Raw genomic sequence first — 20,518 nt, 5'->3', positions numbered from 1 at the left:
GCCTTCGGGTTTTGATGCGCCTACAGGGCGCCTACGTCTCTGAGAACGGCCGCGATTTCCTCGCGTGCCGCTTCATCGAGCGGCATCTGCGGAGCGATTGGTGGGCCAACCGGGAAACCCTTTAGATCGAGCGCCGTCTTGATACAGGCGGCGATCGAATATCTCGCGAAGATCTCGTTCACCCGCCAAAGCGGACGCTGCAGTTCCATCGCCTTCGCCCAGTCGCCCGCCTTGGCCGCCTCGTAGAGCGCGATGCTTTGGTGCGGCGCAATGCAGGCGGGACCGGCCATCCAGCCGACCCCGCCGATCATCATCACGCAGACCGGAATATGCGCGGACGCCGCAAACACCTCCATCCGGTCGCGGGTCCGCTCGATGATGGAAAGAAGACGCCCCGTATTGGTCGAGGCATCCTTGATGTAACGGATGTTCTCGACCTGGCTTAGTCGTTCGATCACCGGAAGAGTGAGATCGGAACGCTGGAACTGCGGGTTGGTGTAGAGCACTACCGGCCGGCCCTTGGCCGCTTTGGCGATGGCGGTGAAATAGGCCTCGATGCCCGTGTCACTCACCGGAAAATAGGCTTCGAGAATGGCCAGAATGCCGTCAGCACCGGCCTCTACCATGTACTCCGTCTGGGCAACGGCGTCGCTTATCGCTGTCGACGCCACGCCGGCGACAACCGGAACCCGGCCACGATTGGCCAAGATGACGGTGTCGACGACGCGGCGTCTCTGCTCTTGGGAGAGATAAGCAAATTCGCCGGTGCTGCCGAGCGGTGCAAGACCATGCACGCCGGCATCGATGAGGTGGTCCACCAGGTCGGTCAGGACGCCTTCCATGACCGCGCCCGAAGGATCGATCGGAGAAACCAAATAGGGAAAGACGCCGCTATATGACATGACGAACCACCGCTTCTTCAATCAGTTGGACTTCACGTAGTAGGGAAGCGTATAGGCGTCCGAACGACCTTCATAGGACAGACCGTTCTTCACCGCCCAGGTATTGGCGAGATAGAAGACCGGAATGACACCGAGATCATTCATGGCGATTTCCGTCGCCTTCCTTAGCAGCTCTTCGCGCTTGGCATCGTCTAGCGTGGCGCGGGCTTCAGTCACCGCCTTGTCGAATTCCGGGTTGGAATAGCGCCCCCGATTGCCCTGCCCCGCCTTTTCACCAAAGGTTTCGAGGATCGGGCCGAGCACGCCGGACGCTTCGCCGGTTTCGACGGCCGCACCACCCATTATGAAGCTGAATTCGAGGTTGGAAGCACGGGTGAAGTAGACGCTGCCCGGCAGCGTCACGACGTCTGTCTTGATGCCGACGCGGCTGAAGAACTGGCCGATCGCCTGGGCGATCTTGGAATCGTTCGGATAACGGTCGTTCGATGCGTGGAAAGTCAGCGAGAAGCCGTCAGGATAACCGGCCTGCTTTAGCAATTCCTTGGCCTTGTTAGGACCATAGGGATCGACCTTGATCGCCGGATCGTAGCCGAAATAGCCTTCCGGCACGACCTGACCGGCCGGAACGCCCTGGCCGTCCATGATGCGGTCGACAAGTGCCTCGCGATTGATCGACAGCGATAGTGCGCGGCGTACATCGGCCTTGAGGAGCGGGTTCTTACCGTCCGGGCCTTTCGCGAAGGGCGAGTCCTCGCGGGCCTGGTCCATATGCAGGTACATGATACGGTTGCCTGCGACATTGACGACCTTGAGCTTGTCGGAAGACTGCAGCTTGCGGGTGTCGGCTGTCGGGATGTTCTCGATCATGTCGACATCGCCAGACAGCATGGCGGCGACGCGGGCACTGGCATTCTTGTAGACCTTGAAAGTCACCTTGTCCCAGGCGGCCTTGTTGCCCCAGTACGCGTCGTTGCGGGCGACGACGACGTTGTCGTCCGGCGTCCAGGAGACGAACTTGAACGGACCGGTGCCGATGACGCCCTTGCCGGAGTTCATCTCTTCGGTGGTCGTCTTTTCCATCTCGGCCGGCAGGATGGCGATACGGCTCAGGTTGTTGAGCAGCAGCGGCGTCGGCGCGTCGGTCTTGATCCGCACGGTCATGGGGTCGACCGCGGTAACCTCGGTGATTGCCTTCACATAGGCGGCAAACGAGCTCGGGCTGTTCTTCGAGGCAAGCGGCACACGCTTGATGCTGGCGACCACGTCTTCCGCGGTGAAGTCGCTGCCGTCATGGAACTTGACGTTCGGCCGCAACTTGAATTCCCAGGTCGTGTCGTCGATCGTCTTCCACGAAAGCGCCAGCGCCGGCTCGATCCGCTGCTTTTCGTCTTGGTTGACAAGGCCGTCGAAGATGTTGCGCGCCATGGCACTATTCGGGCCGACGACATAGAATTGCGGGTCCATGGACGTGGTCGAGGCGGACAGGCCGACCGTCAGGTCCTTGGCTATGGCTGCATGGGACATGCTGAAGACGGACGCCGCCAGAAGGGCTGCGAGTGTCGCGAATTTCATTAGGAATTCCTCCGGCGTTTCCGATATCCGCACTCTCCCTGCGAATTGGAAACGCAATTAACGCTTCCGCTAAGAAAAGAAAAATTGCATTTGGTGTTCAGTCCATGTGCAAATGTTATGGGATTGACGGCAATGCACCTCAAACCGCGACAGGTCGAGGCGTTCAGGAGCGTGATGATGACGGGTGGCATCACAGCCGCCGCGGACGCGATGAACATCACTCAACCGGCAGTCAGCCGGCTCATCCGAGACCTGGAGGAAATTACCAGGATCACGCTGTTCGAGCGGATTGGTGTCAGGCTGGTCCCGACGACCGAGGCGACGCAGCTTTTTCGTGAGGTGGAACGCCTCTATCTCGGTCTCGACCAAATCGCCCAAGCTGCCGACGACATCCGCCAGCACAAGAATATCGTATTGCGGCTCGCCAGCGTCACATCGCTGATGCGGCCCTATCTGCAGCAGGCGGTCATCGACGTCGTGGGGCAAAGGCTGGACATTCCGCTTGTAATCGATGTGGAGAACAGCCGGCATATCTGGGACATGGTGGACAAGAACCAATACGACCTCGGCTTCGTCTTCAGTTCTCCCCGCATGGCTGACAAGAACGCCGTGCTCCTGCACAGCTCGAAAGCAGTAGCGGCTATGCCAGCCGGCCATCGCCTGGCATCACGCAAGGTGGTCACACCGGCCGACCTGATCGATGAACGCGTGCTGCTGCCGGGACGCAATTCGCCGCTACGCCTAGCGCTCGACCGCGCCTTTTCGAGTGTTGATCACCCGCCGGCCAGCACGATGGAAACCTCTATGCTCAACTGCTGCCATTTCGCGGCAATAGGAATGGGCGTCGGGATTGTGGATCGTACGAGTCTGCGCTCGGCGACGGCTGACGTGGTCGCCATTCCCTTCGAGCCCGAAATTAAAGTCTCCTATTTCGCGATACGTCCCGCCGGCGCGCAGAAGATCCTGGTGCTCGACGACATCGTGGAGCGAATGAGAGATTTAATGCGTTAAGGTTCGTGCTCTTGATGGGATCAGAACCTAGGACCCCCGTCATTCGTCGTCTGACGCGGTTGAAAGGATCTGAGCTGGTGCCTGTCACGCCCTTCTAACGTAGACGCTCGTCGTCGCGTGGGTGCCGGAAATTTCCATCGACGCCCTCGCGGCTCGAGAAATCTAAAGAAGGCCAGGATCATCACGCCCGGCCTCGCCGGCAGGAAACCGCCCGTCATTGAAATTTCCCTCGTCCTTTGTCCTCGGACGGAGGACACCCCATCATATGGACTATTGGTCTGTCAACGTCGCACCGTAGCAACAGGCAAATCCCTTCGAAAAATTTGCACGCCGTCCTCTGTCCGAGGACCGAGGACTGGGTTGCCAAGTGCAGGAAAACACCAAGATCATCCATAAACGGCGGATATTGCCCCAGCAGTTGAAGCGTATCGAACCATCGACCGAGCTAAACCCAACGCTTGGGAGGAAACGAACTTGGGAGGCGGTCGCTTAGTGATCGCTCCGACGAAAACGGGCTGACTAACGAGTCATCCGCTCACGGCATGACATAACTCGCTTTTCTTTTTGGCCACTATCTTGTTGTTTTCACTCATATCAGATGGAGTAGGAAGGCCGGATTCTGACAAAACCAGGATAAAACGAACGGCCGGATTTGCATCATAAAAGCGATCGCCGTTTCGGGCCAAAGGGCATAAAGAGAATGTTCTGAGAGGACCGGTCGGGGGAAGGCAAATTCTGTCTATCTCTACTGCGCTCACCTCTGCGACCGCGCGGAAGAGCGCAGTACGATGCTGATCGAAGCCGCGTGCGTGCAAGCACCAGCCGACATTGATGCAATCACCTGCGAGTACTGCGGTAACCGTGTCGCAGCTCCCCTGTCCCTGGTGTAGAATTTCTACGCATTTTTAAGGCTCTTGGCGTCGATCTTGCTGATTGCGAGAGGTGTGGCCGATACCACACCTCCTCCGATGGTGATCAGTTTAGCTGATATTGAGCGAGCCAGTCGCCGGCGACCACGTCGAAGCTCTCGTGATTGGCCAGCCGACCATTCATCAGAACAAGGTCATGCGTCGTCAGGGCGGCAGAAACCGCATTGAGGGTCTTCGCAACGACGTCGCTCAGCTTCTGGGTGGCGATAACCGGAACGATATTCTGCGCGGGGAAGAGATTCTTGGTGTCTTCTAGCGCTATGAGGTCATTGGCGGCCATCGCCGGATCGGTCGAGAACAGGTTGGCGGCCTGGATCTGCCCGTTCACAAGTGCCGACAATGTTAGTGGCCCACCGACATCGAGTGCCTTGAACGACCGGAATTCGAGACCATAGATTTCCTTCAGGCCGATGACGCCTTCCTTGCGTGCTTTCCATTCCGGCGAACCACCGAGAACGAACTCGGATGCGACCGGCGCCAAATCGGCAATCGTCTTCAGCTTGTACTTTTCGGCGGTCGCACGCGTCACGGCGACACTGTCGGAATCTTGCGCCGTAGATGGTGTCAGTATGGAGATGCCCGTTGGCAGGGCAGCCTTCAGGGCCTTTGCGACGTCTTCAGGCGAGTGCGCAGCGGCGTTCTTGTCGAGGTAGCTCAGCGCTGCTCCGGCGTATTCCGGCAGAAGGTCGATCGACCCGTCGAGCAGGGCGGGGATGTAAACCTCACGGCTGCCGATGTTCAGCTTGGTATCGACGGCGATCCCCTTGGCGGCGAGCGCCTTGGCATAGATCGTTGCCAGAAGCTGGCTTTCGGGAAAATTAGCCGAGCCGACGATAATAGTGGTCGTATCGGTCCGGGCGGCAGGCACCGCCGCCAAAGGATCGCCCGCGGAAAAGGCCGAAATGGCCGAGAGGGTCATGAGCGCAAATGCGCCTACTGCAGTAGTTATTCTGAATGCCATGCCGGCTGTTCCTTTTTTCTGGTTGATTGACTTGTTTGAGTGGAAGACATCGCCGCCTCATCCGTGGGAGCGCGGCGGGCGGCGTGTTAGTCCGGGTGAGACCGTAATTCTGGAGATGACGCCGATCATCAGGTCCACCGTGAGCGCCAGAACACCGACGAGGATGGCGCCTGCCGCCATCTGGTAGTAGTCGTTCTGGGCCTGGCCATCGATGATCAGCCGTCCGAGACCGCCAAGCGACACATAGGCGGCGATGGTCGCTGTGGAGATGATTTGGAGCGTGGCGCTGCGAAGACCTGAGAAGATCAGGGGAAGCGCGCAGGGTAGCTCTACATCGAACAGGATCTGCAGCGGACGCTTGCCCATGCCGCGAGCCGCATCCACCACCGCGGGATCGACGGCAGCTATGCCTGCGTAACTGCCGGTCATGATTGGCGGTACAGCCAGAAGCACGAGCACGATGAGGCTCGGCACGATGAAGGCCATGTCGGACGCAAAGACTGGTCCGAACAGGATAACCAGGAGAACGATCAGGCCGAGGCTCGGAAGCGAACGCAAAGCATTGGCAACGCCGGCGATGAGGACAACGCCCCGGCCGGTATGCCCGACATAAAGCCCGACCGGCAAGCCGATCAGGCAGGCGAGCAGCAGAGCGATAGAACTATAGGCTAGATGCTGGAGAACGAGAACAGGGATACTGTCGGACCCGGTCCAGTGCGCGGGTTCTGTGAACCAGTTCATCATTTGCCCACCCTCCCCGGCTGCCAGGGTGTAAGGCAGTGCGCTATGAACAGCACCAGCCCATCCAGAAAGGCTGCGAGCGCCACGCAAAGCACGATACCCGCGACGATCGGCGTCAGGAATTGGAGCTGCAGTCCTTGGGTGAAGAGCAGACCCAGCTGTGGCGTGCCGACCAATGCCGCCACCGAGACGATGCTGACATTAGAGACGACCGCTACCCGCAAGCCGGCGGCGATGACCGGAACTGCCAGGGGCAACTCCACCTGCAGGAGGCGCGCAGGGCGTCTATAGCCCATGGCGCTCGCCGCCTGAAGAACGTCTGGAGAGACCGAGTCGAGCCCGTCGCTGACCGTCCGCACGAGAAGCGCCAGGGCATAGACCGTCAATGCGACGACGACGTTCAATGGATCGAGGATCCGGGTTCCGAGAACGAGCGGCAGAAGCACGAAGAGCGCCAGCGACGGAATGGTATAGAGAAGTCCGGCGGCGCCCAGGAGTGTGGAGCGGAAGAAACCGGCGCGCTGAGCGATCCAGCCGAGCGGCAGGGCGAGAGCAAGGCCGATCAGAACGGGAATGACGGAAAGGCCTAGATGCCAGACGAAAAGCTCGGCGATGCGTCCGGATTCATGATAAAGCCAATCAAACCTCATGGCTGCACTCCGACCTTGCCCACGCGCGCCCTTTCGATGGCGGCGACGACGTTCGAGAGCGTGGCGGTGCCGACGAATTCGCCGGAGCGGGCAACGACAACACCACGACCGGACGGTGAACTGAGCGCCGCATCAAGCACATGGCGCAGGCTGCTGCCTTCCGATGCCAGCGTGCCGCTGAGATTGAGATCCCCTTCGCGCAGCGGCTGCTTCAGACCATGCGCATCGGCCCAACCGAGAGGCCGCCGTTCGGCATCGAGCACCAGTATCCAGCGGCCCGTGGCGATCTGCCGGAGGGATTCCGGGGCTTTGCCAAGTACGACTGTCGGCTCTGTACTCAGCGGCACCGTCCCGTCGAATTCGGCAAAGCTGAGGAAACGATATCCGCGATCCCGGCCGATGAAATCAGCCACGAAGGCATCTGCGGGCCGCGCTAGGAGCTCCTGTGGCGTGGCAATCTGCGCGAGCGTGCCGCCCGTGCGCAATACGGCCACCTGGTCGCCAAGCTTTAGAGCCTCGTCGATATCGTGCGTTACCATGATGATCGTCTTGCCGATCTCGCGCTGGAGACGCAGGAATTCGTCCTGCAATTGGCCGCGCACCACCGGGTCGACGGCGCTGAAGGGTTCGTCCATCAGCATGAATTTGGGGTCGGACGCGAGTGCTCGGGCAACGCCGACACGCTGCTGCTGGCCGCCCGAAAGTTGCCAGGGATAGCGGTCTGCAAAAGCGCTGGTCAGCCCGACGCGCTCGAGGAGGTCATGCGCCGTGCGCAGCGCCTTTTGTTTCGGTGCGCCGTTGAGGTGCGCGGTTGTCGCAATGTTCTGTACGACGGTGCGGTGGGGAAAGAGGCCCGCATGCTGGATGACATAGCCTATCCGGCGTCGCAGCAAGGCGACGTCCATGCGATCGGTCGGCTCCCCATCGAGAAGAATGGTGCCGGACGATGGTGTGACGAGCCGATTGATCATTCGCAACGAGGTCGTCTTGCCGCAGCCGGAGGGACCGACGAAGACCGTAAGCTTTCCGGTCGGGGCCTCGAGCGACAAACTATCCACCGCCTTCGTCGCGCCGGCATAGTGTTTGCTCACCTTGTCAAAAACGATCATGTGTACGCACTTCCCCTTCTTATAGTCCCGATCCATTTAGAACCGGGTTGAGCCGCGTTTCAGCGAACGCTTGACCGCAGATTCTTCATGTTGAGGTCAGATATTTCTTTCGAAAACTCTGACTGACCCCGAGGCTGTTTCTCCCGGTGATTGCAAGGCGAGAAAACGAAGGATTAAGCCCTGAATGCCTTCTCGGTGAACAATGTCGTCAGGTGCAGCAATTCCGGACCGAGAACGCGATCGTCATCGACAGGGGGCACTATCGCGCGCACTTCCGCGACAAAATCAGCCAACGCGATCGGCGCTCGCCGGTCGGTCACGTGGAGTGCTTGTGACGCCACGACGGCGAGGCTCGCCAGGCAGGCATCGAGGCACCGTCCTGCCCGCTGTTCCTTGGCCCACGCCAAAAAGGCAGTCGCGGCGACATCGTCCTGACCAGCGCCGGCGGATTCCGTTCCAGGTATGAAGGTGCGTTGCGCTGCAAGTTTCGCCTGTTCGAGATATCCCGTCGTCGCCATCGGAACGTAGCCGAGGCTGCCATGGCCATCGCTGTCGCTCGGATGACGTCCGACCATCAGCATGTTGGGAAGGTGGGATACCGCGCCGCTCAAGAGCTTTGAGCCGTGGCGATCGCACAGTAAGCAGATGTCGGCCCAGATGGCAGCGAGATCATCCAGAGCAGGGGCCGCCATCGCGTTGTGATAGCCACCGGTGCTGATGCAACGCCCGAACGGATGATCTTCGTCGGGCGGAATGTAGACCGGATTGTCCGAAGCTGAGCCGAGCGAAACATTTGCTGCGCGCTCGGCGGCGGAAACGGCGCGATGCGCATGGCCCAGCACTCTGGGAACGATACGGTAACTCACCGGAGCCTGATAGTTGCGGCGACCGGTCCCGGCTCCCTTGAGCAGATCGCGCAGTGCGCGGAGTGCCGCCGCTTCATGTTCGTCACCCCAAAGCCCATCCAACGCTGCATCATAGTGCTCGATCGGGGCACGAAACGCTTCTATCGACAGCGCGAAAACCTGCTCCACCAGACGAAGACGTCGACGGGCAGCCAGTGCAGCATCCGCCAGCAGCGCCGCCGCACAGGGCGATCCGTTGATGAGCGACCCTCTTTCCTTGACTTCGAGGTCAAAGCGCGCCGTCAGTTCCGCGAACAGTGGATAGAGCGCCAGAATCTCCCCGGCGCCGCCTTGTCCCGATGATGCTACTGTTGGCAACGTGGGCCCATTGAGCATGTCGGCGACGGCAAGCGCTATTCGTGGCGTTGTCGCTGCATTGCCTTCGAGAAAATTGGCAAGACGAGCCAGCACCATGGCTCTGACGACACGTTCGGGATAGGGGTCGCCAAACGATGTCGCCGCCGCAAACGCTTTGATCCGGGCATGACGTTCTCGCTCTTCCTTCGAAAGGCGCGTGCTTGCCAGCTCTCCCATGGCCGTCGTCACGCCGTAGATCATCACCGTCGGATCTTCGTCGATCAGGTGCAGAAACGATGCCCGGCAACGAGCAATTTCAGCGATGGCTTCCTCGCTGATCTGCACGCTCTCTCCCTGCCAGGCGACACGCAGAATCGATGCAAGGTTGATGTCTGCCCTCTTTGTCAAAGTGACTGTCATGATTTTTCCTTAGGGAGATGCGGACGATTTAGCGTCGGTGAAGTGTTCAACGCGCTCACCGAGGGCGTCAAGCGTGGATAGCGGTCTTCGCCAATCGTTATGGCTCTGTTCGACGGTCACGATCTCAGTCGTTGCGGCTCCCTGCTTCCCCCGGGTGCCCGCAGCCCACGGACCGCTTCGCTATCCGCTATGGCAAACTTCGCCGAAAGTAATTTTGCGATTCTCGCCGAAGGGCCGATGCTTCCGGAAAAGGGAGTAGCGATGAGCGACTTTGATCTGGTTTTGACGGGCCGTGTTGTCGGCACCGACCGAGTTCGTGAGAATGGTTACGTCGCTGTCCGTGGCGGACTGATCGAACGCGTGGGTGAAGGATCGCCCCCTTCGGCGGTGCGGCGGGAAGACTTTGGAAGTGCCTTGATCTTGCCCGGTGCGATCGACGCCCAGGTGCATTCGCGCTCCCAGGCAGGTCAGGAGGATTTTATCTGGTCGACCCGCGCAGCGGCGGCCGGCGGCGTGACCACCATTGTCGACATGCCCTATGACGACGGTATGCTCATCTGTGATGCAGATCGTCTGCGACGCAAGGCCCGGGAAGCAGGTGAACAGGTGCGAGTCGATTTCGCTCTATATGGCACCGTACACCCTGAGCATGGCGCAACACATATCCCGGAGATGGTTGCGGCCGGTGCGTGCGGTTTCAAGTTCTCAACATTCGGCACGCATCCTGAGCGTTTTCCTCGAATTCCGCCCCAGACGCTTCATGCCTGCTTTGCTGAAATCGCACGCCATGGTTTGATTGCTGGTATCCACAATGAAGACGACGAGATGGTACGCGCCGCAATCGCTGAGGTTGCCCGCTTAGGAATTACAGACTATCGCGCCCAAGGGATGTCCAGGCCACCGGCCGCTGAGGCTTTCGCGACGGCGGGTGCCTACGAAATAGGAGCAGCGGCCGGGTGCGCGACGCATATCGTGCATTGCTCCATCGGACGCGGTTATGATCTCTGCCATGCCTATCGGGCACAGGGCTTTGATACGACCATCGAGGCCTGCATTCACTATCTTTTCCTTGATGAAGAGCATGATGTGCCGCGCCTTGGAGGTCGGGCGAAAGTGAATCCACCGATTCGTTCTCGTAAGGAGGTGGGGGCGCTTTGGCGACATCTCGCATGCGGAAACGTCACCGTCGTTTCTACCGATCATGTGAGCTGGTCGTCTGGCAGAAAAGACGATCCCATAATGCTGAACAACGCCTCGGGCGTTCCTAGCCTTGAGGTCCTCTACGCGCTTCTCCTCAAAGGTCTGTTCGAACGGGGCCTGAGCTTTTCATGGGCATCCCGCCTTCTGGCTGCCAATCCGGCGCGACTGTTTCGGATAGGACATCGAAAGGGTGCGCTCGAGGTTGGTCGTGATGCCGACATCGTGGTCATGGCCCATGATCCGCAGCGCTACGATCCGACCGCAAGCGGGAACAATGCCGTAACGTGGAGCCCCTACGCCGGCCTCGAATTGCCATTTCGGCCGATCGCCACATTCCAGCGCGGCAATGTCATCTTCGATGGCACCCAGGTGCTCGCGGAACCCGGTAAGGGTCGATTTGTTACGCCGGGGCTTGCTGCATGAGTGTTGCGCGCAAACCAACGATCGCAAGCGACCGTCTTTGGGCAGATCTGATGGCGCTCGGAGAAATCACAGAGCCGGGCGCTCCCTATACGCGCCGATCGTTCTCTCCGATGTTCGTCACGGGACGCGAATGGCTGCGGCAACGCTTCCATGAGGCGGGATTGGATACCCGGCTTGATGCCGGCGGCAATCTCATCGGGCGATTGACCGGTTCTGATCCTAAGTCCGGCACGATCATGATCGGTTCTCACAGCGACAGCGTGCCGTCCGGCGGACGGTTCGACGGCATCGCCGGCGTGATCGTGGGAATCGAATTGGTCCGTGCTCTCCGCGACGCCGGTTGCATTCTGAAGCACGCGATCGAGGTCGTCGATTTTCTTGCGGAAGAGCCGAGCGAATACGGCCTTTCCTGCGTGGGCAGCCGTGCCATGGCGGGGCGTCTTTCGGAGGAAATGCTTTGCTATCGCAACGCCCAGGGCGAATTGCTCGCCGCCGCGATAGACAGGATGGGTGGCGACGTTGCCAATCTCATGACCACCAAACGCAACGATGTCGTTTCATTCCTGGAGCTTCATATCGAGCAGGGCCGCGTCCTCGAGGAGGCGCGCGTCGACCTCGGAATCGTCTCGGCGATCGCAAGCGTTACGCGCGCTGAAATCCACTTCGAAGGTCGCGCCGATCACGCGGGCACGACGCCGATGCATCTCCGCAGCGATGCTGGCCTGGCCGCCGCCGCCACGCTCGCTTTTGTTGCCGCGGAAGCCGCGCGCTATGCGTTGATGGGCCACGGACACTTCGTCGCGACGACGGGCGTCTTGAACCTTTCGCCGAATGCGGCCAACGTGGTTCCGAGCAAGGCACACCTCATCATCGATATCCGCGCCGAAGACGCTATGCTCACGGACAGTTTTCTTTCGGTCCTTGAGAAGCAGACCGAGATGATCGCGCAAACCTCGCATGTCAAAAGAGCGGGCTGGAAGATCCTGTCCACGACAAAACCGGCGCAGTGCGATCCGGACTTGCGCCGGACCCTTAGGGATAGTGCGAAAAGTCTGGGCTATTCAACCCTGGACATGGCATCCGGCGCCGGCCATGACGCAGCCTTCATCGCAACGTTTGCGCCCAGCGCCATGATCTTCGTGCCATGCCGCGATGGACGAAGCCACACACCGGATGAGTGGGCGGAGCCTACGGCAATCGCTGCCGGAGCGTCCACGCTGCTGGAGACGATCATGCGGCTCGATGAAACGCTCAACATCCATTCGTCAACCGAGATCTCGATTTAAGGAACGCAAGAGTGACCGACCAAAGCATGCGCGGCTTTATCGCCGCACTGGAGAACAAAGGCGAGTTGCACCGCGTCGAACGAAGTGTCGATACTCGCTTCGAGATTGCCTCGGTCCTTTCTTTGCGGGAGCGCGGCCCTGCACAGTTATTTACCCGCGTGAATGACGCCACCATGTCCGTTGTCGGCAATCTTTACAACGACAGGGGCCGGTTTGCTTCTGCTCTTGGCGTGCCGAGGGGGAAACTGGATGCTCTATGCCTGTCCGCCCTGGAACGGCCCATTGTGCCGAAAATTGTCGAGGATGCACCGGTTCAGCAAATCGTGCATCGCCAACCGATGGACATCGGCGCCCTTCTCCCCGTACCGCACTGGTTCGAGCACGAAGCGGCACCTTACATTACGGCAGGCGTCATCGTCGCCAAGGATCCGGAAACCGGTCGACGCAATGTCTCCATCGCGCGGCTAAGGCTTGAAGGCGGCGGTCGACTGATGGCCGGTATTGCAAAGAACCATCATTTGGCGCGGATCGCCGATAAGGCGCATCAAAGGGGACATGACCTGGAAATCGCGGTTGCGATCGGCAATCACGCCGCGGTGCTGCTTGGCTCGCAGATGTACGTCGGCCTTGGCGATGACGAATTTGACATCGTCGGAGGATTGCTTGGCGAACCTGTAGAACTGGTGAAATGCAAGACGGTCGATCTCGAGGTTCCCGCGCATGCCGAGATCGTTCTTGAGGGACGGTTGCGGCCGGCCGAACTTATCGAAGAGGGAGCCGTGTCCGAATTTCCCGGCTTCTATGTTTATTACGGCCCCGGTATCGGTGTCGAGATCGACTGCGTCACGCACCGCACAGACGCCATCTATCAGGCGATCCTGCCTGGCTATGCAGCGGAACATTGCCTGCTGGGCGCCGTCGCCATCGGCGCAACGCTGACGCGTGACCTGCAGCGATCGATTCCCGCCGTGCGCCGTGTTCTGGTGACCGATGGCGGCATGGGACGGTTGCATGCGATCATTACCATGCATCGGCCGCGCCTCGGTGAAGGCAAGCGCGCAGTCATTCTGGCAATGGGCCTTGTCAATCTCCTGAAACTTGTGATCGTCGTCGACGACGACATTGATCCCGAAAATCCGCGTCAAGTGGAATGGTCGCTCGCAGCCCGCTTCCGCGGTCATGAGGATTTGCTTGTCCTGCCCGGCGTTCGGGCTGATCGTTGCGACCCCGTGCACGAGGACCTTGTCGTCACAAAAATCGGTATGATCGCCACGACACGGCCCGGCGACGGCGAGCCCGGAGGGCGTTCCGAATTCGTGATGCCGCCCAGTGATGTCTTCGAGCGCGTTCGGCAGAACCTGCATCTTTACTAATTTATCAAAGCGACCCGGGAATTCCCTTTGTCCAAAGAACGATTCATCGTCGCCATCACCGGAGCAACGGGTCATGCCTATGGTATTCGTTTGCTTCAGATGCTGCGCGAACTGGGTTTGGAAACTCATCTCGTCATGTCGCGGTCCGCGATCGTCGCTCTTGCCTATGAAAGCGATCTCAAGCTGAAGGATGTGCATGCCCTGGCCGATTACGTTCACGGCAATGACGATGTGGCCGCACCGATTTCCAGCGGATCGTTCCGCACGCGTGGAATGATCATTGCGCCTTGCACAACCAAAACCCTGGGCGAGATCGCTTCGGGGGCATGCGGTACGCTCGTTTCTCGCGCAGCCGACGTAATCCTCAAGGAAAGACGGCGTCTGGTTCTGATGCTACGCGAGACACCGCTGCACCTCGGTCACTTGAGGAACATGGTGACCGTTACGGAGATCGGAGCGATCGTCATGCCCCCCGTTCCCGCGTTCTATTGCAAACCGAAGACCATCGACGAGATGATCGACCACACCGTCGGCCGTGCGCTCGACCTGTTCGATATCGATACCGGCCGAGTCAAACGCTGGAAAGAGCCGCCTGTGGACATTGGTGGATAGCTACGGGTTTGCCTTATTGCTCGGGCCAATAGAGCGGTCGAGCAGAAGAAATTTCCTTGCCCATCCCCATCGCGGACAACTGACGCTTCAAGGCGTTGATCAAGGCGCGCTCCACATCGGTCAGGATTCGCTCCGGCGAGAACAGGATCGACAGACGGGACCGCACAACGGGGCCGGAAATGGGATTGAACTGGAGTATACCTGCTTCCAGGAAGGTTCGGACCGCCGATTGTGGCAAAATCGTCGCGATGCGCATTCGTTTCACCAGCGCCAGCAACGCCGTCAGCGAATTCACTTCCATCTGTGGCGCAAAATGCCCTCCCGCTTCCGATGCCGCCTTGTCCAGGATCTGTCGAAGACCGGAGGCATCGCCCGGGAGTGCGAGAGGAAGCTTCATGACGCTGCGTAGTCTGATCTCGCCCGGAGGAAGAATAGATTTTGCCGGGTTTGACACGACCCCAAAATAGTCCTCGATTCCCAGATCGACCTGCCAGGAGCGGGAAATCTGTGTCTCGACGAGCGCAAAACCAATCTCGCCGGCATCGACCCAGCGCCGCAGTACCTCTGTCGAACCTTCCATGATCTTCAGCTTCACGGTGGGATGGACGGTTGACCATTCGTCCAATGCACCGGCGAGAGCGCGGGCGAGAGGTCCTTCGTGATGGATCAGCGGTACGACGCCGATCGCCAATCGCTCCCGACGCGTCGTCGCATAGTGTGCGGCACTGGCAGCGATCCCGTCGCACGCCTTCGCGGCCGGTCCAACCAAGGCAACCAGCATATCGGTGCTGTCGTTCCGCTCAAGACCGGTTCGATGGCGAACAAACAGGTCACTCCCTGTTATCGCCTCCAGCTTGCGAAGCTGATTGGAGAGGGCAGGTTGCGCAACACTGAGGTATTTGGCTGCGGCAGTGACGCTTAGCCGTTCGGAAATTGCCAGAAAATAACGGATCTGCTTCATGGTGATCCGAGGCTCATACTGAACAACACTGCTGGGGAGCTGAAGAGCCTTCTGAAGCTCTCTGACATAGTCCAGCGCGACTGGCTCGCCAGCAGGAATTCTCGCAACAACCGGACTGACCAGCTCCACCGGAAGCTTTGCGTGGGAGAGATTGAGGCGGCCAATGCTTGCCATGACGAGGCTTTGTGGTGCAAGCAGATGAAACGGGGCTAATTCTCGAGACAATCGCGCGAATGTCCCGACATCTTCCTCGATGACGACCGGTTCCGGAAGGTCATGCATCGCGCAATAGGCACGCGCGTGCCGGAGCTGGGTCTCGCCCAAAGGCGGGAGAAGCAGCGGTGTTTTCCGCAGCTCTGCAAAACTGACCGAACCAGTCATGTCCGCATGACGGTTGCCGCCGCCACTGATCGAGATCCACTCGTCCCGGAAGAGCGGCACGCTGTCTGGCTCCTCGTTGTCTTGGGCGTAGTCCAGAACGATGCGGACAGCTTGTGCTACCTCCTCATCCGTGCCGTTACCGGACTGCTCGTTCGTGCTCCATTCGAGCGCATGGACATAGGGCGCCCGACCGAGCGTGAAGCGCGTGGTCGCGATGATGTTGGGAGAAACCTCTCGAACTGCGCGGGATGCGAGGCTTGCCGCGCGTGACAATCGACCAGCCATGAATTGCAGCGGTGAGTTGATCTCAAGCCGTTTGATGGGCCGGCGAGGCTCGGCCTGGAAAATCGTCTCGGCAGCCTCCACCACCTGTAGCAACGGCTCAACCGATTGATAGAGCCAGCGGGCTGCCTCGGTCGGGTAGTGCCCATGGGGACCCCGTTCGAACAATATCATCCCCAGTTCGCGTTCCAGTGCATCTATGTTTTCACTGATTGTGGACGCGGATATCCTTGAATGGGCTGCGGCTTCCGCATGATTTTTGAACTGGCAAGCGAGGATGAAATAGGAGAGCTGTGCTGTTTCCATTGCTACCGCCGTTGTCCACCCATCGTTGGTCAATGAGCGATTGCAAATCGAACGCGCTACCTGCTGCCATCCATTCCCAATGCGGATAACACTATCTAATCGCTGATACAGGGTGCCCAGTCACTTGCCAAGAACAAAGCACGGCGATGCCACGTTGCTTCACAGCTCCCGCGCTAACATGGTCGCAGAATCTGCCTTGGGCGGGATCGGCATGACGATCTCGACAAAAAGTGCGACTGTGGTCGCCTTGAAACGGATTTGAATTCCGGACCCGTCATTCTGTGGAACCGACGAGATTTTCGGCAAAGGCCAACTATGTCCGCCTTGATGGAAAAGTGACCGACGACCCCCGCTATTTACAATCGGTTTGCAGTTGAGGGGATACGAACCGGCGACCTGGTTTCAGTGTATCGAGGTTCAATGGCTTGGCGGCAACACGGGCTACAGGAGTCCCTTGATCTTGAGGTCGGCGGCGAAGGTGGCAAGTGGCATAACGAGAGTGAGCGGTTTCCCTTGCAGCGGTTCGGCGCCGTAGCTGGCGTACCAACGCGCGACGCGTTCGTTCTTGGCATCGATGATGAGCAGGATCCCGCCGCCCTCGCTGGCAAGACGCAGGCAACGAAGCGCTGCCGCAGCAAGGAGCTGGCCCCCTAAACTGCAAATTCCGAGGCAATCCGCCCCCTGATTCCGAAATGATGTCGCCCCCCAATTCCGAGAATTAGTCGCCCCCTTGTTCCGAGATGATGCCGCCCCCTACGGAGGGATGTGGCAAGGGTGTTCTGCCGGTGTGAAGTTCCTTCCGTCAATGATGACAAGGAAGGAACGGGATGCCTGCGGAGAGACTGGAGATGCGGCGTGTCCGCGAGATACTGAGATATCGGTCCGAGCAAGGGCTGGGCCACAAATCGATTGCGGTTCGGGTCGGAGCAGCAGCCTCGACGGTGCGCGAGACGCTGCGACGGGCGGCGGCTGCGGGGCTTTCGTGGCCGTTGGATGATGACGTGAGTGATGCCGTCCTGGAGGCGGCGCTCTACCGTGCGGCTGGGACGAAGACGGGTCATCGTCGCGCACCGGAGCCTGACTGGGTGCAAGTCCATCGCGAGCTCAAGCGCAAGCACGTGACGCTGCAAATTCTCTGGGACGAATACATAAGCCGTTATCCCGATGGTTACCGCTACAGCCGATATTGTGACCTCTATCGCGGCTGGGCGTTGAAGCTGCCGGTGACGATGCGGCAGGATCATATGGCGGGCGACAAATTGTTCGTCGACTACGCCGGCGACACGGTCACTGTTGTCGTTGATCGGCTGTCGGGCAAAACACGGCAGGCCCATTTATTTGTCGCTGTCCTGGGGGCATCCAGTCTTTCGTTCGCGCAGGCGCGCTGGACCGAGACGCTTCCGGACTGGGTCGAATGCCATGTTCAGGCGCTGGAGTTCTTCGGCGGTGCGCCGGCGTTGCTGGTTCCCGACAATGCCAAGGTGGCGATCATCAAGGCGTGCCACTTCGATCCCCAGGTCAACCGGACGTATTGCGCGATGGCAGCGCATTATGGCAGCGCCGTCCTGCCGACGAGGCCGAGACGCCCCCGCGACAAGGCGAAAGTCGAGGCTGCGGTTCGTATCGTCGAGCGTTGGCTGCTGGGCCGCCTCCGCCATCGCACCTTCTACAGTCTGGCCGAAGTCAATGCGGCGATTGCCGACTTGCTATATGATTTGAACGACAGGCGTGTCCTTCGCCGGGTTGGCGTCACGCGCCGCCAATTGTTCGAAGAGCTCGACCGGCCCGCTTTAAGGCCATTGCCCGTTGAACGCTATGTCTTTGCGGAATGGCGTATCCGGCGTGCTGGATTGGATTACCACGTCGAGATCGAGCGGCATTATTACTCCGTTCCCTATCGCTTTGCTCGCGAGCAAGTCGAGGCGCGCATCACCGCCAATACGATCGAGATATTCCACAAAGGCGAGCGAATAGCCGCTCATCGCCGCTCCAGCGGTAACGGCAAGCACACCACAATCCCCGATCACATGCCCTCGGCCCACCGCCGCTTTGCCGACTGGACGATCGAACGCATTCAACGCGAGGCCTCTTCCATCGGGCCGGAGGTTGCATTGCTGTGTGAGAAGATCCTCGCCGACAGGCCGCACCCGGAGCAGGGCTTTCGAGCCTGCATGGGAATTATCCGCCTGAACAAAAGCTTTGGCCGCGACAGAGTGAACGCTGCTTGCAGCCGTGCGCTTGAGATCGGGGCCCGGACCTACGGTTCGGTGCGCTCCATCCTCGACAATCATCTCGATCGAGCCGCCTCCACCAATGGACCACCTTCGCATGAGCCTATCCAACACGAAAACATCCGTGGACCTCGCTATTACCACTAAGGAGAACAAAGAATGCTTGCCCATCCAACACTCGACAAACTCAATTCCATGGGCCTGGCCGGCATGGCAAAGGCCTTCGGGGAGCTCGTCACCAACGGCGAAGCCGAACATCTCTCGCATGCCGAGTGGCTAGGACTGCTGCTCGAACGGGAGTGGAGTTCCCGCTACGATCGTAAGCTTGCCGCACGCCTCAGGTTTGCCAAGCTTCGCCACCAGGCCACCCCGGAAGATGTCGACTACCGCAGCGAGCGCGGCCTTGATCGCGCGCTCTTCATGAAGCTGCTCGGCGGCGACTGGATCAACGCTCATGACAATCTGGCCATTTGCGGACCCTCGGGTGTCGGAAAAAGCTGGTTAGCCTGCGCTCTCGGCCACAAGGCTTGCCGTGACGATCGTTCCGTTCTCTATCAGCGTGTCCCACGACTGTTTGCTCAGCTCGCACTTGCTCGCGGCGACGGCAGGTATGCTCGGCTGCAACGTACCCTGGGCCATGTTCAAGTCCTGATCCTCGACGACTGGGGTCTCGAACCGCTCAACGAACAGGCCCGGCACGACCTCCTCGAAATCCTGGAAGATCGCTACGGCCGCAGATCAACCATCATTACCAGCCAACTTCCGGTGTCGGCATGGCACGACGTCATAGGAAACCCGACTTATGCTGATGCCATCCTGGATCGCCTCGTTCACAACGCCCATCGCATCGAATTGAGCGGCGATAGCCTACGCCGAAACCTGCCCCGAAAAGCTTGACACCCCGCCTAAATGGACTGACAACAATCATCGCCTGCAGACCCCACTAAACAGGGGGCGAGATCATCCCGGAATCAAGGGGCGCAATCATCTCGGAACAAAGGGGCGGCTTCATCGGAATCGGCACCTAAACCTTTTCCCGCCACTGTTAAGTCGGATGCCAATCGCGCGAGCTTGAAGCCTGCGACTTCATGACGTGCAAGACCTCTCGTCCTCTTTGGAGGCACAGCCTCGTGCGAAACGGCCGAGGGTGCGACTGTGTAGAATCCGAGGATGCGATGGGGTTGGGCTTTGTCGATAGCACAGAAAGTCTTCGCTGCATTCTGCTCATGGCTCTGCCGAGCGAAGCGCCGAATGAACTCGTTCATTGCCGCATCGCCACAATCGAATGAGGCCCGATCGTGCGACTTAGCGATCGGCTCTTCATGCCAGATGGGGAGGGTCACAAAGTATCCGGCAGAGCAGAGATCGCGGCGCGTAGTTTTGCGTTCGGCTTGGGCGGGTGTTCAAGCAGATCAAGGATGCGGATGAAATCACGGTTCGACACGGTCTCGACTTCCGCGGCCTGGATGACGGCTTCGGCTTCAGGTACTATTTTATTGAGAATGAAATCGGCCATGTCCATGTTGGAAAGGGCGGCCGCGCGCGCGATCATAGCCTTCTGCGTTGGCGGTATGCGCAGTTGGTAGCGTTCGGTTTTATTGTCGGCGGTTCTCGGCATAATTATCTCCTTAACCCAAGTATAGCGTACACATAATATGTGTACAGGGAGTTTTGTAGGGTGATCGCCGCATCAATTACCCGAAAATTTGAAGCCCTTCCGCCTTTCCGTGCAACATCCGGCTTCCGGCAAACGGGTAATCGAGATGCAGTTCGTCGATCCGCCACATCAAGGCCAGATCGCCAGTCGACACTGGGCGCGACGAATAATAGACGCTGCCACGGCTGAAGCCGAGAAGCTTCGCCTGGCGCGTGCGACCGACAGTTTGTGCTTGCGGTGGATCATTTCTTTCCGCTCAGCAATCCGGCACAGTTTTTCGAGCCAGCTCTAAGCCGCCTGAGCTTTTCC

General features: G+C 59.4%; 16 protein-coding genes and 3 pseudogenes. 7 read left to right on the top strand and 12 right to left on the bottom strand.

The features are described 5' to 3' along the window. Positions 1-20: 20 nt before the first annotated feature. A complete protein-coding gene (locus CCGE525_RS27475) occupies positions 21-902 on the bottom strand; it encodes a dihydrodipicolinate synthase family protein (protein ID WP_120708654.1) in 882 nt (293 codons plus the stop codon). 21 nt (positions 903-923) lie between these two features. Then, positions 924-2,474, bottom strand: coding sequence for an ABC transporter substrate-binding protein (locus CCGE525_RS27470; RefSeq protein ID WP_120707420.1), 1,551 nt, complete (start codon positions 2,472-2,474; stop codon positions 924-926). A 132-nt stretch (positions 2,475-2,606) separates the two neighbouring features. Between CCGE525_RS27470 and CCGE525_RS27465 the strand changes: the two genes are divergently transcribed. Further along, positions 2,607-3,485 (top strand): LysR family transcriptional regulator, encoded by an 879-nt coding sequence (locus tag CCGE525_RS27465; RefSeq protein ID WP_120708653.1) that lies wholly within the window; start codon positions 2,607-2,609, stop codon positions 3,483-3,485. A 975-nt stretch (positions 3,486-4,460) separates the two neighbouring features. On the opposite strand, the gene CCGE525_RS27460 is transcribed toward CCGE525_RS27465, so the two are convergent. The 5 genes from CCGE525_RS27460 to CCGE525_RS27440 all read right to left on the bottom strand — a co-directional run bounded on the left by CCGE525_RS27460 (position 4,461) and on the right by CCGE525_RS27440 (position 9,497). Beyond that, positions 4,461-5,375 carry an ABC transporter substrate-binding protein gene (locus CCGE525_RS27460; protein ID WP_120707419.1) on the bottom strand — a complete coding sequence of 305 codons (915 nt, stop codon included), beginning with the start codon at positions 5,373-5,375 and terminating at the stop codon, positions 4,461-4,463. A 57-nt stretch (positions 5,376-5,432) separates the two neighbouring features. Then, complete coding sequence (locus CCGE525_RS27455) at positions 5,433-6,119, bottom strand: ABC transporter permease (protein WP_120707418.1); 687 nt, start codon at positions 6,117-6,119, stop codon at positions 5,433-5,435. Continuing rightward, entirely contained in the window at positions 6,116-6,766 is a 651-nt protein-coding gene (locus CCGE525_RS27450) for an ABC transporter permease (protein WP_120707417.1), read from the bottom strand. Before CCGE525_RS27450 ends, CCGE525_RS27455 begins: the two co-directional genes overlap by 4 nt. Then, a complete protein-coding gene (locus tag CCGE525_RS27445; RefSeq protein WP_120707416.1) occupies positions 6,763-7,875 on the bottom strand; it encodes an ABC transporter ATP-binding protein in 1,113 nt (370 codons plus the stop codon). The genes CCGE525_RS27450 and CCGE525_RS27445 overlap by 4 nt, the downstream gene beginning before the upstream one ends. A gap of 173 nt (positions 7,876-8,048) precedes the next feature. Then, the gene (locus CCGE525_RS27440) at positions 8,049-9,497 is read right to left on the bottom strand and encodes an aromatic amino acid lyase (protein WP_120707415.1); all 1,449 of its coding nucleotides are present in this window, start codon (positions 9,495-9,497) and stop codon (positions 8,049-8,051) included. Between the two features lie 261 nt (positions 9,498-9,758). Here CCGE525_RS27440 and CCGE525_RS27435 point away from each other — a divergent pair, with 261 nt between their 5' ends. The 4 genes from CCGE525_RS27435 to CCGE525_RS27420 are packed head-to-tail and all read left to right on the top strand — an operon-like array spanning position 9,759 to position 14,391. Continuing rightward, a complete protein-coding gene (locus CCGE525_RS27435) occupies positions 9,759-11,120 on the top strand; it encodes a dihydroorotase (RefSeq protein ID WP_120708652.1) in 1,362 nt (453 codons plus the stop codon). Next, positions 11,117-12,406, top strand: coding sequence for a Zn-dependent hydrolase (locus CCGE525_RS27430; RefSeq protein ID WP_120707414.1), 1,290 nt, complete (start codon positions 11,117-11,119; stop codon positions 12,404-12,406). The genes CCGE525_RS27435 and CCGE525_RS27430 overlap by 4 nt, the downstream gene beginning before the upstream one ends. 11 nt (positions 12,407-12,417) lie before the next feature. After that, on the top strand, positions 12,418-13,779 hold the full coding sequence (locus CCGE525_RS27425; protein WP_120707413.1) for a UbiD family decarboxylase: 1,362 nt from the start codon (positions 12,418-12,420) through the stop codon (positions 13,777-13,779). 3 nt (positions 13,780-13,782) lie between these two features. Next, the gene (locus CCGE525_RS27420) at positions 13,783-14,391 is read left to right on the top strand and encodes a UbiX family flavin prenyltransferase (RefSeq protein WP_245472326.1); all 609 of its coding nucleotides are present in this window, start codon (positions 13,783-13,785) and stop codon (positions 14,389-14,391) included. Between the two features lie 13 nt (positions 14,392-14,404). Here CCGE525_RS27420 and CCGE525_RS27415 read toward each other — a convergent pair whose 3' ends face one another. Then, positions 14,405-16,321 carry a LysR family transcriptional regulator gene (locus CCGE525_RS27415; protein WP_120707411.1) on the bottom strand — a complete coding sequence of 639 codons (1,917 nt, stop codon included), beginning with the start codon at positions 16,319-16,321 and terminating at the stop codon, positions 14,405-14,407. 441 nt (positions 16,322-16,762) lie between these two features. Further along, positions 16,763-16,975 (bottom strand): annotated as a pseudogene (locus tag CCGE525_RS39190) (GNAT family N-acetyltransferase); the annotation flags it as partial. Positions 16,976-17,169: 194 nt separating this feature from the next. Between CCGE525_RS39190 and istA the strand changes: the two are divergent. Continuing rightward, positions 17,170-18,699 (top strand): IS21 family transposase, encoded by a 1,530-nt coding sequence (istA, locus tag CCGE525_RS27405; protein ID WP_120703235.1) that lies wholly within the window; start codon positions 17,170-17,172, stop codon positions 18,697-18,699. A gap of 12 nt (positions 18,700-18,711) precedes the next feature. Next, the gene (gene istB / locus CCGE525_RS27400) at positions 18,712-19,449 is read left to right on the top strand and encodes an IS21-like element helper ATPase IstB (protein ID WP_120702904.1); all 738 of its coding nucleotides are present in this window, start codon (positions 18,712-18,714) and stop codon (positions 19,447-19,449) included. Positions 19,450-19,547: 98 nt separating this feature from the next. Here istB and CCGE525_RS39185 read toward each other — a convergent pair. The 3 genes and pseudogenes from CCGE525_RS39185 to CCGE525_RS27385 all read right to left on the bottom strand — a co-directional run. Then, positions 19,548-19,895: pseudogene (locus CCGE525_RS39185) on the bottom strand (GNAT family N-acetyltransferase); the annotation flags it as partial. Next, positions 19,892-20,170: a type II toxin-antitoxin system TacA family antitoxin gene (locus CCGE525_RS27390; protein WP_120707410.1), complete on the bottom strand. Its 279-nt coding sequence runs from the start codon at positions 20,168-20,170 to the stop codon at positions 19,892-19,894. The gene CCGE525_RS27390 and the pseudogene CCGE525_RS39185, both read right to left, overlap by 4 nt. Positions 20,171-20,264: 94 nt before the next feature. Beyond that, positions 20,265-20,473 (bottom strand): annotated as a pseudogene (locus CCGE525_RS27385) (IS3 family transposase); the annotation flags it as partial. Positions 20,474-20,518 lie beyond the last annotated feature (45 nt).

The organism is Rhizobium jaguaris (genome assembly GCF_003627755.1).
GTDB classification, from domain to species: domain Bacteria; phylum Pseudomonadota; class Alphaproteobacteria; order Rhizobiales; family Rhizobiaceae; genus Rhizobium; species Rhizobium jaguaris.
Note: the sequence above shows the minus strand (reverse complement) of the source record. Positions and strands in the feature narration are given on the sequence as shown.

Coding starts and splice junctions, on each gene's coding strand:
- CCGE525_RS27415 (WP_120707411.1), bottom strand. CDS start 16,321: ATGGAAACAGCACAGCTCTCCTATTTCATCCTCGCTTGCCAGTTCAAA.
- CCGE525_RS27390 (WP_120707410.1), bottom strand. CDS start 20,170: ATGCCGAGAACCGCCGACAATAAAACCGAACGCTACCAACTGCGCATA.
- CCGE525_RS27435 (WP_120708652.1), top strand. CDS start 9,759: ATGAGCGACTTTGATCTGGTTTTGACGGGCCGTGTTGTCGGCACCGAC.
- istB (WP_120702904.1), top strand. CDS start 18,712: ATGCTTGCCCATCCAACACTCGACAAACTCAATTCCATGGGCCTGGCC.
- CCGE525_RS27430 (WP_120707414.1), top strand. CDS start 11,117: ATGAGTGTTGCGCGCAAACCAACGATCGCAAGCGACCGTCTTTGGGCA.
- CCGE525_RS27470 (WP_120707420.1), bottom strand. CDS start 2,474: ATGAAATTCGCGACACTCGCAGCCCTTCTGGCGGCGTCCGTCTTCAGC.
- CCGE525_RS27465 (WP_120708653.1), top strand. CDS start 2,607: ATGCACCTCAAACCGCGACAGGTCGAGGCGTTCAGGAGCGTGATGATG.
- CCGE525_RS27440 (WP_120707415.1), bottom strand. CDS start 9,497: ATGACAGTCACTTTGACAAAGAGGGCAGACATCAACCTTGCATCGATT.
- CCGE525_RS27450 (WP_120707417.1), bottom strand. CDS start 6,766: ATGAGGTTTGATTGGCTTTATCATGAATCCGGACGCATCGCCGAGCTT.
- istA (WP_120703235.1), top strand. CDS start 17,170: ATGCGGCGTGTCCGCGAGATACTGAGATATCGGTCCGAGCAAGGGCTG.
- CCGE525_RS27445 (WP_120707416.1), bottom strand. CDS start 7,875: ATGATCGTTTTTGACAAGGTGAGCAAACACTATGCCGGCGCGACGAAG.
- CCGE525_RS27460 (WP_120707419.1), bottom strand. CDS start 5,375: ATGGCATTCAGAATAACTACTGCAGTAGGCGCATTTGCGCTCATGACC.
- CCGE525_RS27455 (WP_120707418.1), bottom strand. CDS start 6,119: ATGATGAACTGGTTCACAGAACCCGCGCACTGGACCGGGTCCGACAGT.
- CCGE525_RS27475 (WP_120708654.1), bottom strand. CDS start 902: ATGTCATATAGCGGCGTCTTTCCCTATTTGGTTTCTCCGATCGATCCT.